This is a genomic window from Streptomyces sp. NPDC028331, from assembly GCF_055565775.1.
On the sequence record NZ_JBVHTR010000020.1, the window covers coordinates 93,715 to 109,152 of the forward strand.

Here is a 15,438-nt window from a genome sequence, read left to right on the forward strand (position 1 = left end):
ATGCCCTGACATCGGCCCGCCGGGCCGAGGGCGCCGCCCTTTCGCGAGAGACAGCGCAGCGGTGGCGGCCGGCGGCCGCTGGGGCATGAAGTGGCCGCGGCACCCGGGCAGGATGAATGCCATGGACTATCGATATGCCGTTGCGGCCGATGCCCCGGCCATGGCTGAACTTTTCGCGGCCAATCACCATGACGCGCTCACGGAGCAGGAGCGTGCGAAGCAGGGCTTCGTGCAAGGGGCCTTCGATGCCGACACACTGCGCTCGATGGCCGAGGACGGGAGCCTGCTCGTCGCGGACGACGACGGGCGCCTGGCCGGCCTGCTCGGGCTGGCCTCCCCGGAGAACATGCCCGGTCCGCCCCCGCCCGTCCAGGCAGTGCTGGATGCGCAGGATTCGCTGGAGTGGCAAGGACGCCCGCTCCGCTCCACACCCTTCCTGTTCTACGGGCCCGTGGTGGTCGCCGCCGCCTACCGCGGGAAGGGAGTGGCCCGGGGACTGTTCACTGCGGCACTTCGGGCAGCCTCGGGACGAGCCGAGGTGATGGTCGCCTTCATCGAACTGGCCAATCAGGCGTCGTGGAGAGTCCACGTGGACGGCTTCGGCATGACCCCCCTGGGAGAGTTCACCCTCGGTGATCGTGCCTACGGTGTCGTGGGTGCGTCCATCCGACCGGCAGCGACGCCCGGCACCTGAGCAACCCACCGCTACCGTCGGCTCCCCTCCCGTCCGTCTCCTCGGAGCACGGCGGCATGATCGACCCGGTGGGTTTCTCGCGGGCCTTCGATCGGCTCGTGAAGCGGGCCGGCTGCGAAGGGTCACTAGTCGGGGTCGCCGAGCCGCTGGAAGATCCGCTCATCGGCTGGTGTCAGCCGTAAATGCAGAAGACCCCCGGCCCTAGTGGACCGGGGGTCTTCTGGCTGGTGGGGCTAACAGGATTTGAACCTGTGGCCTCATCCTTATCAGGTCAATCACGGTACGCCCCGACGGGGACCAACCGGCCACGGGTCCAGGGAGGGCGAGCGCTGAAGATTGCCGCTGACCGCTAGTGTTCGCGCCTGTTGGTGTCAGGAGTTGGTGTCAGATATTCAGGGGCAGCCTTGACAAGCTTGAGTGCCGTTCGCCGAGGGAGCTGCGCTCAGCTCGACACTGCCCCACCCGCGAAGCCGACTGCAAGGTCTCCCAGTACGTCACAAAGGGCACTAGCCCACTGCTTCATCCTGCTCAACTTCGGTTCATCAGCCATACGGTTCTCCTCGTCGTTCGTCTCCGTGTCCTGGTCTTCGTCGCTCAACTTCGATGCCAGAACCTTGCAGATGACGGCTGCGGAGAGGGACAGCGCGAGCCACGGCAACAGTGCCGGGCTGAGCGCAGCTCCCAGGTGACCTTAGCTCAGCCACGCCGTCGGCGGAGTCTGAATGCCTCGTCAAACGGCGGCGTTGGGGTCCTGGGCGCCAGGTTGGAAGATCGCGTACGCGACGACCTGGCAACTTGCCGACCAGGGAGCCAGCGCCACTATGGCTCTGGCTCCCTGCTGCTGCGCGCTCCTTCGGGCCGCGAGAGGCACGCCTACATCAGATGGGTGATCCAGGGCTCGATCACTTTGATCACGCCCAGGACTGCGGTGATCACGCTCACGACTGCCGCGATCAGTTGTATGACTTCTGTAGCGGCCGTGACTCGGGATGCACGGACCTGAACAGTGCACTTGCACGCGTGCATGTGGCCGCTGTAGCCTCCGTTCACGTCGAACGCATTGCACTGCAATGCGTTCGACGCTACGGTGGGCCTGTCCTTCTGGGGCAACAGAACCTCACTTCCATTGAGGTGACCATCGTTGTGTAGCCAACGGGCGCTTGCTATCCGTGAGAAGTGCGCAAGCGTCCCTTTGGCGTGCCGATGTTCAGTTGTAGAAGCGCTACTGTAGCAGCCCGCCTCCTCAACTGCCCCGCCATCGTTCATAGTTCGCAATAGATGCAGGTCAGCCGGGGTTTGCGGCAACTTGCCCGTCGCGGGCCGCAGTTGCGCATGCGCAGAGTCTGCCCCATGGTGACCTCCGCCCGCAACTTCGAAGGTATATCTACACTCCCACCCTAGATTTAAAAATCTCGACGCGGATCCAGGGCGCACTTCCTTCGAATCCAAGGTGGTCGAGCTGCCAGCCCTGCGACTGTCTACGAGCGCCTCGGTGAGCTCACCAGCCCACCACTCCCCCCAGCTCCCATCCCGTCCGCCGTCGACCCACACACCGTGGAGCGGGCGTGGTCCATGGCGTCCAGGTGGAGCGCGCCACTGTACGAACGACCTGGACGCCATGGGCCACGTCTGCTCGGCTCTGCCTGGGTCGGCGGTGGACGGGATGGGAGCTCCCCGCGCACGTCCCTACGGAGCCGCAGTCGGCGACGGCGCCCCCTCCATCCCGGTGCCGGCCGATCCCCCGCCGGAGGCATTGCCTTGACCGCGGGCCGCTCTATGCGGTGATCGACTCATGGCCTCCGGTCCTATCCACATGTGGGCGCGCGTCGGCGCAGCGCGCGCGGAGCGGGCCGGAGGCAGGAGCGCAGCGCGGAGCGGAGCCGGGAAGCGCGCCCGGCGGAGCGGAGCGCAGCCGGGTGCCTTGATGAGGTAGAGAAACCTGTAACAACTCGCTTCTGCCCCTGCGGTCTTGTGGGCCTAGCCGTCGGCTGCTGGCATATGGATGGGGACAGCACGCAGTGTGGGGGGCGGCTGGTGAGCGATCTGACGGTGAATCCGTGGAAGCGGCACGGCAAGGATCGGCTTTACGTCAATCTGCCTGACGGTACAGCGGTCGCATGGGCGGATCGAGCGACGAAGGTCGTGACGATCAAGATTCAGAAGTATCGGGATGAGGCGTTAGCTCTGCTGCGACGACACCTTGGTGACGGGATCATCGTTGGCTCGTCGCCTGCTCGTACTGGCACATCGAACCCTCAGCGACCCACTCAACAGCCCGGCCAACCGCCCACGCGGCGCCGTGCGGAACGGCCGACACCCCTCCCATCCCTCTCTCCCGGTGACGATCTGGCGAGGAACCGTCCCGGCGCACGTCTCCTGGGAACGATTGCTGAGCGGGGTCCATCAACTGCTCAGCGGCTACGGGCGAAGCTGCTGCGACAGTCCTCGGAATGGGATAACTGGTACACCGGCCTTGAGGGAGAACGCCAGGTCGGTCGAGAGCTGGAACGCCTGACCGCCTTCGGATGGCGAGTCCTTCACGGCATCGAAAAGAGCAATGGTGGCGACATCGATCACTTACTGATTGGTCCCGGAGGCGTGTTCGCCATCAATACCAAGACTCACCGAGGCGCCTCAGTCTGGGTTGGCGACACCATGGCCAAAGTCAACGGCGGACAGCCGCAGCCCTACGCCGCTGCAAGCAAGGCCGAGGCCGACTACGTGCGATACGTACTCGGGCGGCACTGCAACTTCGCCGTTCCTGTCGAACCCGTTCTGGTCTTCGTCGGTGTCGCATTCCTGGATCGCGCCGCTACGCAGTACGCCGTGCGGGTCTACCGGGATCGAGAAGTGGCGGCCCTCGGGCCGATCACCGGCAAGCTCACCCCCGAACAGGTGGAGCGTGTGTACGCCGTGGCCCGTCACCGCCGTGTCTGGCTCAAAGCTTGACTTGCTCGTCCGCTCAAACGAGAGCGTTAGCCAGGGCGCCCATGGAGTCGATTACCGCATCAGCCCCGGCCTCCGCCAGGGAAAGTTCTTTGCCGACCCGATTGGCATAGCCGATGGACATGGCTCCTGCCGCAATCGCAGCCTCGATATCGGTCACTGAGTCCCCCACGATTGTGCAGACCTGCGGCGCGGTACCCAAGCGAGCGGCGGACATCAGGAGCATGTAGGGCGACGGTTTCATTCGGTCTGGCTGGCGAGCGGGGCGCCCAACAATCTCTTGCACCAGAGAGGTTAGATTGTGGCGCGCAAGGAATTCCATCACACACTCAGAGGAATTATTGCTCACGATTGCTACATCTCGGCCTGACGCCCTGGCCGCTTCGAGTGAGGCCACGGCCCCAGGAGTGGGTTCTCCTGCCATTTTTACTGCCGCAAGTTCAGCCTCGACTAGACACTCTTCCACGGCCCGCAGAGCACTTTCCCCCCCTTGAGGAGAAATACGGAGTGCATCCATGAAGTCCATTCCGTCCATCTTCTCCGCCAGATCCCTATCGAATCCACGCATCGTATTGGCAAGGCTTCTAGCGACTTCCGGAGCGGGCAGCCCGGCGAATACATTACAGATGGGCCCGTCGAAATCGAAGAGGACGCTACGGGTAGTCGAGATTACCTCCGCCACGCTCTTATTCGCCATCGGGATTGAAGTCCCTTCCAATGGTGGTCCACACACTATCGAACCACATCCTGGCCTGATCAACTTGTTGGGCCCCGCTGGAGGATTCACCCTCGTTTATCGAGTAGTGAAATAGGGTTGCGTCCGGCCCGATCAGGTCGAAAATTTCGATGGCCTCCCCTTGCACGACCACCTTGTTAGGTCGAATCGGGTAATAGCCGAAGAACACGTCTTCTTGGTTGATCACGTAGAGTTTGAAGAACTGTGTCCCACTATGCACACGGACTGAGACGTTTGTCTCAGGAACCAATCCGAGGAGACTCAACTCATGCACCTGGTTGGAGATCCCCCGGGTGAAACCGACCATCAAGTCATGCATGCGCATGCGCAGACGTGGGTCATCCGCCCCGTCACTCTTTCGCACTGGGGCAGCCTGAGGCACGGCCATGTCCGGTACCAGAATGCGGATCTTGATGCTGGCCGGAGTGAGCCGCCCTACACGAATCTTGTCGATTGGGTCCTGTAGGGCAGCATGCAGGGTCTCGCTCGAAAAGCCAGCGAAGTCGATAGAGACATTCCGACTCGTGAACGCCTGCTCTACGTAGGGGCGTAGGCCGGCGGGTCGCTCGGTCCGATTCCTGACGTAGACCCCACTCCCCTTTCGGGATACGACCAGACCTTCATCCTCAAGGTCACGAAGCGCTCGCTGGATCGTCGCTCGGGCAAACCCGTACAGCTCAGTCAGCTTGTTATGCGAAGGCAGCTTTTCACCGGGAGCCAGCTTCTTCGTTCGGATGGCCGCGCTCAGGCTGCTCGCCACCTGCTCATACGGCGGCCGACTGTCGTCTGGATCCAAGGGTTCCGGCGTGAAGGTCATGCCCCAATGCTACGGCCCCACCTCCCCATCAAGGCAGCCAGGACAGTCAGGTGTTGACATGACTAGCCAGGCTGGCTACGTTGAGGTCATCCCGACCAGGCTAGCCAAGTTGGTCAGGTCGGGAGGCCCTTCTTTGGGCTGCCCCGACGTCAACACAGGGAGTACTCAAATGCCGTCCTTCAAGATCGACCTTTCGACCGCTGTGGTCTTCGTGGCGACCGCGCCGACGCCGAAGCTGGCGAACGCGAAGACCGGTGAGCGGGCGATGGACCGGGAGACCGGTGCGGGCCTGTCGACCGTGGGCCTGCTTGTCTCCGACGAGGGGGAGGGGAACCTGTACCAGGTGACGATCCCCGAGACGGGGCTCGCCGAGGGCCTTACGCCGGGTATGCCGGTGCGGGTGGTCGGCCTCAAGGCCCGTGACTGGGAGAACGAGTTCAACGGCCAGAAGCGGCACGGGATCTCGTTCCGCGCGGTCGCGATCACCCCGGCGGCCTGACCATGACCGACGTGACGATGTGGCTAGAAGCCACGGGAGCCTTAGCGGGAGCTGGCGGGCTCGGCTACGCGAAGGTCCGCGCACCGCGCGTGTACTGGTCGCTGGTCGGTCTCCCGGCCACGTGGGGCCGGTTCACCTGGACCTACCGGTCCACGATGGACGTGTGCGGGCTGACGGTGCAGCCGTCCGGCCTGCGGGCCTTCGTGACCCGCAACGTGGCCCGCCGTGAGGTTCGCCCGGTGCCGCCAAAGGTCCGCCGGGTCCGCCCGACCTCGACCGGTCTGCGGGTCACCCTCCGGCTTCCGGCAGGACTGGAACCCGCGGATGTGGTGGCGTCCTCCGAGCGTCTGCGCCATGCGTGGGGTGTGCGGTCGGTGACCGTGGTGGAGACCAAGCCTGGGTATGTCGAGCTGCGGATGACCGGCTATGACGTGCTCAAGCGGGTCCGTCTGCCGCGCTCGGCGCAGCCTCGTGACCTGGTGGTGCCGGTGGCGCTGCGGGAGGACGGCTCGGTGTTCGAGCGGGACTACCGCAAGGTGCCCATGGCACTGACCCTGGGCGCGAACCAGTCCGGCAAGTCCATGTATCAGCGCAATCTGATCAAGGGGCTCGCCCCGCTGCCGGTCGGCCTGGTCGGCATCGACTGCAAGCGCGGTGTCGAACAGAACCGCTACGCGCCCCGCCTGTCCGCCCTGGTCACCACCCCGGACGACGCCTCGCGCCTGCTGGATGCGCTGGTGGGCGAGATGGAAGACCGCTTCGACCTGCTGGCCGAACACGGCGCATCGGACCTGTGGGAACTGCCCGATGAGGTACGGCCGGTGCCCCTGGTCGTCCTCGTCGACGAGGTGGCTGAGCTGTTCCTGGTGACCTCCAGGAAGGACGAGGAGCGCCGGGACCGCTCGGTCATGCAAATGGTCCGGCTGGGCCAGATGGCCCGCGCGGTCGGCATCTTCCTGGAGGTCTGCGGGCAGCGCTTCGGCTCGGACCTGGGCAAGGGCGCGACCGCGCTGCGCGCGCAGCTCACCGGCCGTGTGGTGCACCGGGTCAACGACAAGCAGACCGCGGAAATGGGCCTCGGCGACATCGCCCCGGATGCCGTGATGGCCGCGACCACGATCGCTCCGGACCGCCCCGGCGTGGCGGTGGCCGGTGACACCTCCGGCGGCTGGTCCCGCATCCGCACTCCCGAGACCTCCTCGGACGAGGTGGTGGCCGTGTGCCGCCAGTTCGCCGATCTCACCCCGGAACTGCCGTTCCTGGCCCCGTTCCGGCCGACCGTCCGGCCCCTTCCCGAGCCGGAGATGGAGCCGGTGCCGCTGGTCAAGCCGCACCCGGTCACTGAGTAACCCCCTTGCACTTCTTCGGTCGGCGCGACCGCTTCGCGCCGGGTCCCCTAGCCCTGCCATGCCTGAAGAAGGGAGAGCCCCGCCATGTGCCCCCAGCGTGAGGACTTCGCCCGCACGGTGCTGCTGCTCCTCCAGCTCGGCCACTACGCCCACACGGCGGACGCCGACCAAAGCTTCATCGATGCCATCGGCCCTTCCCTGGCCGCCTCACTGCCCGAGCCGCCACCCGGCCTGTTCCCGCCCGGTTACGACCCCAAGGACGGCCCCCAGTACCCCGGCGAGGGGTGGTGACCGTGGCCACCGCCACACGCTGCGCCGCCGCGGCCACAAGCCCGGCCGCCTCGCACGCGCAACTGCCCCTGTTCTGCCACGAAGGGAGGTGAAGACCCGTGCCCCGCTCGATCCGCCTGGATGCCGTCCTGGTTCAGGCCGTGATTGCTGGTGCGTTGTCCTTCGCCCACCTGCACGACCTCGCCGCAGCCGCGGGACAGTCCGGCTGGAAAGCCTGGGCTTACCCGGTCAGCGTCGACCTGCTCTTGGTCGCCGTGTGGCGGCGGCTCCGCACGGACGGGCCGTCTCGGCTTGCCTGGTGCTGGTTCCTGGTGGCCCTGGTCGCCTCGCTCGGCGCCAATATCGCCACCGCCGGACTCCTCGACCTTGCCGACGTTCCGGCTTGGCTGCGCATCCTCGTCGCCGGATGGCCCGCGCTGGCGTTCCTTGGCGGCACCCTGCTCGCCCACACCCCCGACCACGCCGAAGACCCGGCGCCGGTTCTGCCGGCGCCCGCAGCCCCGGCCCCCGGGCCCACCCCGGAAGTCGAGCGCGATCCCGTCACCACTGCGGAGCCTGCTCCTGCTCTGCCTCAAGCCACCCCGGCCCCGTCGGTGCCTCCGGCGCTGGTCGACCACGCCCGGAAGGTCGCCGCCGATCACCGCTCCCGGACCGGTGCCGAGATCGACACGGCCACGCTGCGCGCCCGGCTCGGCATCCCGGAAGACCTCGCCGGGGCGATCGTCGCCCAGCTCGCCTGACAGACAAGGAGGTCCACGCATGGCCCGCCCGAACCGCTTCTACGACGTGATCCGCATCGGCCCCGTCCAGGTCGGCACCTACCACAACGGCCGTGGCCAGACCCGGCACACCGCCGCCTGCACCGCCCCCGGTTGCGGCTTCTCTACCGAGCACCGCGACCGCTCGGCCGCCGAACTCGCCGCCCGCACCCACCGCTGCAACCCCTGACCCGAGAGGAGACCCACCCGTGTTCACCCCGAAGTACCCGCCCCCGGACACCGCCCCCACCACCCCGACCGCTCCGCAGCCGTCCACCGCGGCGGCCCCGGTTCCCGCCCCGCAGACGGCACCGGCCCCGGTCGCCCCGGCCTCCAACCGGCCCACCGTCCAGCTCACCCCCGGCAGCGCGCTCGCGCTCGCCGTCGGTGGCGGAGCCGTGGTGCTCGTCGTCGGCACGGTCCTGGTCTCGCTGCTGCTCGCCGTGGCCATCACCGGAGTCTCGGTCGCCGTGGTCGCGGTCGTCCTCCGCCTGCTCGTCAAGGATCTGCACAACCACTGAACGGCCCCCGGAGCGGCCTCGGTCGCCAAACTTCCGCCGCTCCGGGCGCCTGCACCTCTTCCAGATCCAACGGACCCGAAAGGGAGACCCCATCATGCCCCAGCACGCCCAGAACACGCCCGTCTGCCGTGACTGCGACGGCTTCGCCGCCGTCGCCATCACCACCGGCACCCGCCACCGCGACGGCACCCGCGCCACCCTCCGCGTCACCTGCCCGGCCTGCAAGGGCACCGGCACCGCCCGCCTGGTGCGCAAGCAGGAGGTGTCCGCCTGATGTTCCGCAAGATGCCCGCCGATCTCTACCCGACTGAGGACAAGCCGGGCCTGCGCGTCCGTGGCGGCACGAAGTACAGCCGCTCCCAGGCCGACTACGTATGCGGCGGCTGCGGCGCTGAGGACCACGCCAACGGTGACGCCAACGTCAAGCGCCTAGTCGAGGACTACACCAACAACCACGGCCCCGCACACACGAGGTGATCGCGTGACCGACACCGCCACCATGGCGGGCCTGGACCCGGCCACCCTCGCCGACGTGCTGAGGGTCGCCGGGTCCGGCGACTTCGACCGCTGGCAAGAACAGATCCGCCGCACCGGCGGCTGCGCTGACCCCATCCGGCTCGTCGGAGCGACCAAGACGATCGACCCGGCCACCGGCACGGTCCTGCACCACTACACCACCGACCATGAGCCGGGCGGCATGCTCCGCGTGGCCTGCGGCAACCGGCGGGCCGCCCGCTGCCCCGCCTGCGCCTGGACCTACGCCGGAGACACCTACCACCTCATCCGCGCCGGACTGACCGGGGACACCGACAAGGGCACTCCGCACACCGTGCGCGATCACCCCCGAGTCTTCGCCACCCTCACCGCCCCCTCGTTCGGCCCCGTCCACAACCGCCCCGGGAACCGGCCCTGCCGCTGCGGTATCCGCCACGGCGAGGATGCACCAGAGCTGGGCACCCCGCTCGATCCGGCGACGTACGACTACGCGGGCGCCGTGCTGTGGAACAACCACGCCTCCGAGCTGTGGCGCTACTTCACGATCTACCTGCGCCGTGAGATCGCCCGTCGTGCCGGGCTCACCCAGAAGGCCGCCCGGGAACAGTCCCGCGTCTCTTTCGGCAAGGTGGCCGAGTACCAGAAGCGCGGAGCCGTCCACTTCCACGCCGTAATCCGCTTCGACGGACCGGAAGGGCCGGACACCCCGCCTCCGGCCTGGGCCACGCTCGACCTGCTCGCCGACGCCATCCGCGCCGCCGCTGCCCGCGTCACGGTCGACGTGCCGCCCGCCGGTGACCAGCCAGCACGCACCCTGCGCTGGGGCACACAGCTCGACGTCCAGCCCATCGGAGCCTTTGGCAACGGCGACGAGATCACCGAACAGGCCGTGGCCTCCTACGTGGCCAAGTACGCAACCAAAGCGGCCGAGACCACCGGCACTGTGGACCGGCGCATCGGCAACAAGGAAGCCCTCACCCTGCTCGGCGTGCCCGACCACCCTCGTCGGCTGATCGAGGCGTGCCTCGACCTGCACCCGCTCTACCCGGACCGGAAGCTGCGGGACTGGGCTCACATGCTCGGCTTCCGCGGCCACTTCTCCACCAAGTCCCGCCGCTACTCCACCACCCTCGGCGCACTGCGCCAGGCACGCGCTGACTACCGCGCAGCCCAGCAACGCGCCGCCCTCGGCCTGCCCGACCTCGATGACGACCCGGAGGTGACCACGCTCACGCTCGCCCACTGGACCTATGCCGGCCACGGCCACACACCCGGCGAATCCTGGCTCGCTGCCAACATCCGCCGGGACATCCAGCTCAACCGCGAGATCGCCCGCGAAGAACTGCCCGCTCAGCTCGCCTTGGAAGGAGCCGCCGCATGACAACCGCCACCGCCGAACTCCTGACCGTGCCGGAAGTCATGGCGCGGCTCAAGGTCGGCCGGACCAAGGTCTATGACCTGATCCGCACGCACCGCCTGACCTCGATCAAGGTCGACGGATGCCGCCGAATCCCTGCGGACTCGGTCGGGGACTTCATCCGGCGGCAGATCGAGAGGGGTGCCTGATGGCCAAGAAGCGCCCCAACGGTGGCGGCACGATCTCAAGGCGGGCGGACGGTCGCTATATGGGACGTGCGTACGTCACCGACACGGATGGCAACCGTGTCCGCAAGACCGTCTACGGCGCCACCTGGGACGAAGCCAACGAGAAGCTCGGCAAGCTCCAGGACCAAGAGCGCAACGGCGTCCCAGTGCCGTCCCGCTCCTGGACGGTCGGCGAGTGGCTGACGTACTGGCTTGAGCACATCGTGGAGCCGGAGCGCGAGCACAACACCTACGCCAAGTACGAGTCCAAGATCCGGCTGTACCTGCTGCCGCATCTCGGCAAGAAACCCTTGGTGAAGCTCACGCCTGCCCAGCTCCGCGCCTTCATGGCCACGCTAAAGCGTGAGGAGATCGGCGCGGCTACCCGCTTCGAGGTGCTCCGTGTCCTCCGGAACGCGCTCAACCGGGCCATCCGTGAGGAGCTGCTGACGCGCAACGTCGCGCTGCTGGTCGACATGCCCAAGGTCACCAAGGACAAGGGCGCGGCATGGAGCGCGCGGGAGGCGATCACATTCCTTCGCTCGGTCCGCGCTCACCGTCTCTACGCGGCCTGCGTGCTCGTCCTGGTCCTCGGCCTTCGCCGCAGTGAGGTCCTGGGCCTGCGCTGGCAGGACGTCGACTTCGAGGCCCGCCAGTTCACCCCGGTCAAGCAGGTGCAGAGGGTCAAGGGCGTCGGCCTGGTCCTCAAGGACCTCAAGACCGAGTCCTCTCAGGCAGTGCTCCCGCTGCCGGAGTTTTGCGCTCGTGCCCTGGAGGAGCGGCGGGAGCTGCAAGAGCTGGAGCGGAAGATCGCTGGTGAGCACTGGTCGCAGGAGCCGGACCATGACCTGATCTTCTCCTCGGAGCGTGGCGGCATGATCGACCCGGTGGGCTTCTCCCGGACCTTCGATCGGCTCGTGAAGCGGGCTGGTGTGCGTCGCATCACGGTCCGGCTCGCCCGGCACACCTGCGGCACGCTGCTCGCCTTCCTGAAGGTGCACCCCAAGGTGGCTCAGGCGATCCTCCGGCACAGCCAGATCAGCATGACCATGGATGTCTACACGCATGTGGTCGGCGACAGTGAGCGGGAAGCCGTAGCGATGCTCGCTGAGCTGCTGGAAGATCCGCTGATCGGCTGACCGTCGCTGTTGGTGTCAATCGTGGGTGTCAAAAGACCCCCGGCCCTAGTGGACCGGGGGTCTTTTGGCTGGTGGGGCTAACAGGATTTGAACCTGTGGCCTCATCCTTATCAGGGATGCGCTCTAACCAACTGAGCTATAGCCCCGCCGCGCTCTGCGGTTTGTCTCCCGCGCGCTGACCCCTGAAGATTAGCGCACCAGGTGGGAAGTCCCAAAATCGATACCCGGAGGCGGGCTTCCGACGCTCCGCGAGGGCGCGAAGAGCGGTGTCTACTCGTCCTCCGCCAGCGTCAGTTCGATACCGCCGACGAAGCCGGCCGACAGGTTGTAGATGAAGGCGCCGAGCGTCGCCAGGGCGGTCGCCAGGATGACGTCGATGACCGCGATGATCGTGGTGAACATCAGGACGTTCGGCAGGGACAGGTACGACTGCAGGTCGAAGCCGTTCGACTCGTTCGAGCCGGTGGCCTCCGAAATCGTGCCGCCGACCGTGGAGAAGACGCCCATCGCGTCCATGACCATCCACAGCACCGCGGCGGCCACGATCGTGCAGATGCCGAGCGCGACGGAGAGCAGGAAGCTGACCTTCATCACCGACCACGGGTCGGCCTTGGCCACGCGCAGGCGGGCCTTGCGGGTGCGGGGCATCGTGCTCGCCCCGGTGCGCGGGCGGCGTACGGCACCCGCCGGCGCCTGCGACTGGTAGGCCTGCGGCGGGTGGTAGGGCCCGGCGGGCTGCTGCGGCCGGCGTTCTCCGGGCAGGGGGGACGCGGGCGGCTGTGCGGCACCGGAAGCGGCCGGGGCGGCTCCGGGGGTGGCCTGCGGGTCGGACGAGGGCGAGTCGGCCGCGGGCGGCTTGATCGCTTTCAGATTCGTGGTGTGCGTATCCGTCGCCTCCGCGGCGGAGCCACGGCCGCCGCCGTCCGTGTCCGTACCGGTCGATCCGGCGCCCGTGGCTCCGCTCACGCTGACTCACTCCTCGTGCTACTCGGCCGAGGGCGCCTCACCCTCGTCCGTGCCGGTGGTCGCGGCACCCTCCGCGGTCTCGTCCACGGCCACGTCGCCGTCGACTTCCTCCGCCTCGCGTCCCGCCTCGGCGTTACGTGCGATACCGACCACGGCATCGCGCTTGCCCAGGTTGATCAGTTGGACGCCCATGGTGTCACGGCCCGTCTCCCTGATCTCATTGACTCGCGTACGAATCACACCGCCGGACAGTGTGATGGCGAGGATCTCGTCGGTCTCCTCGACCACCAGCGCGCCGACGAGCGAGCCGCGGTCCTCCACGATCTTGGCGGCCTTGATGCCGAGGCCGCCGCGTCCCTGGACGCGGTACTCGTCGACGGCGGTCCGCTTCGCGTACCCACCGTCGGTGGCAGTGAACACGAACGTACCGGGTCGAACAACATTCATCGAGAGCAGTTCGTCTCCCTCACGGAAACTCATGCCCTTGACACCCGAGGTGGCGCGGCCCATCGGGCGCAGCGACTCGTCGGTCGCCGTGAACCGGATCGACTGTGCCTTCTTGCTGATCAGAAGCAGATCGTCCTCGGGCGAGACCAGTTCGGCACCGATCAGTTCGTCGCCGGAACCGTCCGCCGTCTCACGGAGGTTGATCGCGATCACACCGCCGGAGCGGGGCGAATCGTAATCCTTCAGAGGCGTCTTCTTGACCAGGCCGGACTTGGTGGCCAGCACCAGGTACGGGGCCGCCTCGTAGTCGCGGATCGCAAGGATCTGGGCGATCGCCTCGTCCGGCTGGAAGGCCAGCAGGTTGGCCACGTGCTGGCCGCGCGCGTCCCGGCCGGCCTCCGGCAGCTCGTAGGCCTTGGCCCGGTAGACGCGGCCCTTGTTGGTGAAGAACAGCAGCCAGTGGTGCGTGGTCGACACGAAGAAGTGGTCGACGATGTCGTCTTCCTTGAGCTTCGTGCCGCGTACGCCCTTGCCGCCGCGCTTCTGGGCGCGGTAGTCGTCGGTCTTGGTGCGCTTGATGTAGCCGCCGCGGGTGACCGTGACGACGATGTCCTCCTCGGCGATCAGGTCCTCGATGGACATGTCGCCCTCGTACGGGATCAGCTTGGTCTGCCGGTCGTCGCCGTACTTCTCGACGATCGCGGTCAGCTCCTCGCTGACGATGCCGCGCTGGCGGACGGGGGAGGCGAGGATCTCGTTGTACTCGTTGATCTTCGCCTGGAGTTCGTCGTGCTCCTGGACGATCTTCTGGCGCTCCAGGGCGGCCAGGCGCCGGAGCTGCATCTCCAGGATGGCGTTGGCCTGGATGTCGTCGATCTCCAGCAGGCTCATCAGGCCCTCGCGCGCGATCTCGACGGTCTGGCTGCCCCGGATCAGCGCGATGACCTCGTCGATGGCGTCCAGGGCCTTGAGCAGGCCGCGCAGGATGTGCGCGCGCTCCTCGGCCTTGCGCAGCCGGAAGCGGGTCCGGCGGACGATGACCTCGATCTGGTGCGTCACCCAGTGGCGGATGAACGCGTCCAGGGACAGGGTGCGCGGCACGCCGTCGACGAGCGCCAGCATGTTGGCGCCGAAGTTCGTCTGCAGGTCGGTGTGCTTGTACAGGTTGTTCAGGACGACCTTGGCGACCGCGTCCCGCTTCAGCACGATGACCAGGCGCTGGCCGGTGCGCGACGACGTCTCGTCACGGACGTCCGCGATACCGCCGATCTTGCCGTCCTTCACCAGGTCGGCGATCTTCTGCGCCAGGTTGTCCGGGTTGACCTGGTACGGAAGCTCGGTGACCACCAGGCACTGGCGGTTCTGGATCTCCTCGACCTCCACGACCGCGCGCATGGTGATCGAGCCGCGGCCGGTGCGGTAGGCCTCCTCGATGCCCTTGCGGCCCACGACGAGCGCGCCGGTCGGGAAATCGGGGCCCTTGATGCGCTCGATGAGGGCGTCCAGCAGCTCCTCGTGCGACGCCTCGGGGTTGTCCAGGTACCACTGGGCGCCGGCCGCGACCTCGCGCAGGTTGTGCGGCGGGATGTTGGTCGCCATGCCGACCGCGATACCCGCCGAACCGTTGATCAGCAGGTTCGGGAAGCGGGCCGGAAGGACCGTCGGCTCCTGGGAGCGGCCGTCGTAGTTGTCCGTGAAGTCGACGGTCTCCTCGTCGATGTCACGGACCATCTCCATCGACAGCGGCGCCATCTTGCACTCGGTGTAGCGCATGGCGGCCGCGGGGTCGTTGCCCGGGGAGCCGAAGTTGCCGTTGGAGTCCACCAGCGGCATCCGCATCGACCACGGCTGCGCGAGGCGGACCAGCGCGTCGTAGATCGAGGAGTCGCCGTGCGGGTGGTAGTTGCCCATGACGTCGCCGACGACGCGGGCGCACTTGTAGAAGCCGCGCTCGGGGCGGTAGCCGCCGTCGTACATGGCGTACAGGACGCGGCGGTGGACGGGCTTGAGACCGTCGCGGACGTCGGGCAGCGCACGGGACACGATGACGGACATCGCGTAGTCCAGGTACGAGCGCTGCATCTCCGTCTCGAGCCCGACGGGCTCGACGCGCATAGCGACTTCGCCGCCCTCTTCGGGGGTGACGGGAGTGTTCTCGTCGGCCATTGCTGGTGAAGATCCTTCCTGGTGCGGTCA

At 67.3% G+C, this 15,438-nt stretch carries 17 protein-coding genes and 1 tRNA gene; 13 read left to right on the forward strand and 5 right to left on the reverse strand.

All coding sequences use genetic code 11. The features are described from left to right. Positions 1 to 121: 121 nt before the first annotated feature. Together ACZ4SW_RS26730 and ACZ4SW_RS26735 are read left to right on the forward strand one after the other, a co-directional pair. Complete coding sequence (locus ACZ4SW_RS26730) at positions 122 to 694, forward strand: GNAT family N-acetyltransferase (RefSeq protein ID WP_468250687.1); 573 nt, start codon at positions 122 to 124, stop codon at positions 692 to 694. Positions 695 to 2,728: 2,034 nt separating this feature from the next. Further along, positions 2,729 to 3,643: a nuclease-related domain-containing protein gene (locus ACZ4SW_RS26735; RefSeq protein WP_468250689.1), complete on the forward strand. Its 915-nt coding sequence runs from the start codon at positions 2,729 to 2,731 to the stop codon at positions 3,641 to 3,643. A 13-nt stretch (positions 3,644 to 3,656) separates the two neighbouring features. Here the strand turns inward: ACZ4SW_RS26735 and ACZ4SW_RS26740 are convergent, their stop codons facing one another. Together ACZ4SW_RS26740 and ACZ4SW_RS26745 are read right to left on the reverse strand one after the other, a co-directional pair. After that, the gene (locus ACZ4SW_RS26740) at positions 3,657 to 4,322 is read right to left on the reverse strand and encodes an HAD family hydrolase (protein ID WP_468250693.1); all 666 of its coding nucleotides are present in this window, start codon (positions 4,320 to 4,322) and stop codon (positions 3,657 to 3,659) included. A 4-nt stretch (positions 4,323 to 4,326) separates the two neighbouring features. Continuing rightward, positions 4,327 to 5,193, reverse strand: coding sequence for a GntR family transcriptional regulator (locus tag ACZ4SW_RS26745; protein WP_468250695.1), 867 nt, complete (start codon positions 5,191 to 5,193; stop codon positions 4,327 to 4,329). Positions 5,194 to 5,362: 169 nt separating this feature from the next. On the opposite strand from ACZ4SW_RS26745, the gene ACZ4SW_RS26750 reads away from it, so the two are divergent. The 11 genes from ACZ4SW_RS26750 (at position 5,363) to ACZ4SW_RS26800 (ending at position 11,829) form a co-directional block, all read left to right on the forward strand. Then, positions 5,363 to 5,692: an SCO3933 family regulatory protein gene (locus ACZ4SW_RS26750; protein WP_468250697.1), complete on the forward strand. Its 330-nt coding sequence runs from the start codon at positions 5,363 to 5,365 to the stop codon at positions 5,690 to 5,692. Positions 5,693 to 5,694: 2 nt separating this feature from the next. After that, on the forward strand, positions 5,695 to 7,041 hold the full coding sequence (locus tag ACZ4SW_RS26755) for an FtsK/SpoIIIE domain-containing protein (RefSeq protein ID WP_468250699.1): 1,347 nt from the start codon (positions 5,695 to 5,697) through the stop codon (positions 7,039 to 7,041). Positions 7,042 to 7,125: 84 nt separating this feature from the next. Then, positions 7,126 to 7,332 (forward strand): hypothetical protein, encoded by a 207-nt coding sequence (locus ACZ4SW_RS26760; protein WP_468250701.1) that lies wholly within the window; start codon positions 7,126 to 7,128, stop codon positions 7,330 to 7,332. A gap of 98 nt (positions 7,333 to 7,430) precedes the next feature. Continuing rightward, entirely contained in the window at positions 7,431 to 8,072 is a 642-nt protein-coding gene (locus ACZ4SW_RS26765) for a DUF2637 domain-containing protein (protein WP_468250703.1), read from the forward strand. 19 nt (positions 8,073 to 8,091) lie between these two features. Beyond that, positions 8,092 to 8,280: a mobile element transfer protein gene (locus ACZ4SW_RS26770; protein WP_468250705.1), complete on the forward strand. Its 189-nt coding sequence runs from the start codon at positions 8,092 to 8,094 to the stop codon at positions 8,278 to 8,280. A 19-nt stretch (positions 8,281 to 8,299) separates the two neighbouring features. Continuing rightward, positions 8,300 to 8,611 carry a SpdD protein gene (locus ACZ4SW_RS26775; RefSeq protein ID WP_468250707.1) on the forward strand — a complete coding sequence of 104 codons (312 nt, stop codon included), beginning with the start codon at positions 8,300 to 8,302 and terminating at the stop codon, positions 8,609 to 8,611. Positions 8,612 to 8,705: 94 nt separating this feature from the next. Then, positions 8,706 to 8,885 (forward strand): hypothetical protein, encoded by a 180-nt coding sequence (locus tag ACZ4SW_RS26780; protein ID WP_468250709.1) that lies wholly within the window; start codon positions 8,706 to 8,708, stop codon positions 8,883 to 8,885. After that, positions 8,885 to 9,088, forward strand: a complete 204-nt coding sequence (locus ACZ4SW_RS26785; protein WP_468250711.1) for a hypothetical protein — start codon at positions 8,885 to 8,887, stop codon at positions 9,086 to 9,088. Before ACZ4SW_RS26780 ends, ACZ4SW_RS26785 begins: the two co-directional genes overlap by 1 nt. Positions 9,089 to 9,092: 4 nt before the next feature. After that, positions 9,093 to 10,487 carry a replication initiator protein RepSA gene (repSA, locus tag ACZ4SW_RS26790; protein WP_468250713.1) on the forward strand — a complete coding sequence of 465 codons (1,395 nt, stop codon included), beginning with the start codon at positions 9,093 to 9,095 and terminating at the stop codon, positions 10,485 to 10,487. Beyond that, positions 10,484 to 10,672: a helix-turn-helix domain-containing protein gene (locus ACZ4SW_RS26795; protein WP_468250715.1), complete on the forward strand. Its 189-nt coding sequence runs from the start codon at positions 10,484 to 10,486 to the stop codon at positions 10,670 to 10,672. The genes repSA and ACZ4SW_RS26795 overlap by 4 nt, the downstream gene beginning before the upstream one ends. After that, complete coding sequence (locus tag ACZ4SW_RS26800) at positions 10,672 to 11,829, forward strand: tyrosine-type recombinase/integrase (RefSeq protein ID WP_468250717.1); 1,158 nt, start codon at positions 10,672 to 10,674, stop codon at positions 11,827 to 11,829. The genes ACZ4SW_RS26795 and ACZ4SW_RS26800 overlap by 1 nt, the downstream gene beginning before the upstream one ends. Positions 11,830 to 11,898: 69 nt before the next feature. On the opposite strand, the gene ACZ4SW_RS26805 is transcribed toward ACZ4SW_RS26800, so the two are convergent. From ACZ4SW_RS26805 to gyrA, 3 genes are all read right to left on the reverse strand, one after another. After that, positions 11,899 to 11,975, reverse strand: a tRNA-Ile gene (locus ACZ4SW_RS26805). Between the two features lie 124 nt (positions 11,976 to 12,099). After that, on the reverse strand, positions 12,100 to 12,795 hold the full coding sequence (locus tag ACZ4SW_RS26810; protein WP_468250719.1) for a DUF3566 domain-containing protein: 696 nt from the start codon (positions 12,793 to 12,795) through the stop codon (positions 12,100 to 12,102). An 18-nt stretch (positions 12,796 to 12,813) separates the two neighbouring features. After that, a complete protein-coding gene (gyrA, locus tag ACZ4SW_RS26815; RefSeq protein ID WP_468250721.1) occupies positions 12,814 to 15,408 on the reverse strand; it encodes a DNA gyrase subunit A in 2,595 nt (864 codons plus the stop codon). Between the last annotated feature and the right edge of the window lie 30 nt (positions 15,409 to 15,438).

What these genes read in the sequence shown, in the direction of transcription:
- ACZ4SW_RS26730 (WP_468250687.1), top strand. Translation starts at nt 122, where the DNA reads ATGGACTATCGATATGCCGTTGCGGCCGATGCCCCGGCCATGGCTGAA.
- ACZ4SW_RS26745 (WP_468250695.1), bottom strand. Translation starts at nt 5,193, where the DNA reads ATGACCTTCACGCCGGAACCCTTGGATCCAGACGACAGTCGGCCGCCG.
- ACZ4SW_RS26750 (WP_468250697.1), top strand. Translation starts at nt 5,363, where the DNA reads ATGCCGTCCTTCAAGATCGACCTTTCGACCGCTGTGGTCTTCGTGGCG.
- ACZ4SW_RS26755 (WP_468250699.1), top strand. Translation starts at nt 5,695, where the DNA reads ATGACCGACGTGACGATGTGGCTAGAAGCCACGGGAGCCTTAGCGGGA.
- ACZ4SW_RS26760 (WP_468250701.1), top strand. Translation starts at nt 7,126, where the DNA reads ATGTGCCCCCAGCGTGAGGACTTCGCCCGCACGGTGCTGCTGCTCCTC.
- ACZ4SW_RS26770 (WP_468250705.1), top strand. Translation starts at nt 8,092, where the DNA reads ATGGCCCGCCCGAACCGCTTCTACGACGTGATCCGCATCGGCCCCGTC.
- ACZ4SW_RS26780 (WP_468250709.1), top strand. Translation starts at nt 8,706, where the DNA reads ATGCCCCAGCACGCCCAGAACACGCCCGTCTGCCGTGACTGCGACGGC.
- ACZ4SW_RS26785 (WP_468250711.1), top strand. Translation starts at nt 8,885, where the DNA reads ATGTTCCGCAAGATGCCCGCCGATCTCTACCCGACTGAGGACAAGCCG.
- ACZ4SW_RS26795 (WP_468250715.1), top strand. Translation starts at nt 10,484, where the DNA reads ATGACAACCGCCACCGCCGAACTCCTGACCGTGCCGGAAGTCATGGCG.
- ACZ4SW_RS26800 (WP_468250717.1), top strand. Translation starts at nt 10,672, where the DNA reads ATGGCCAAGAAGCGCCCCAACGGTGGCGGCACGATCTCAAGGCGGGCG.
- gyrA (WP_468250721.1), bottom strand. Translation starts at nt 15,408, where the DNA reads ATGGCCGACGAGAACACTCCCGTCACCCCCGAAGAGGGCGGCGAAGTC.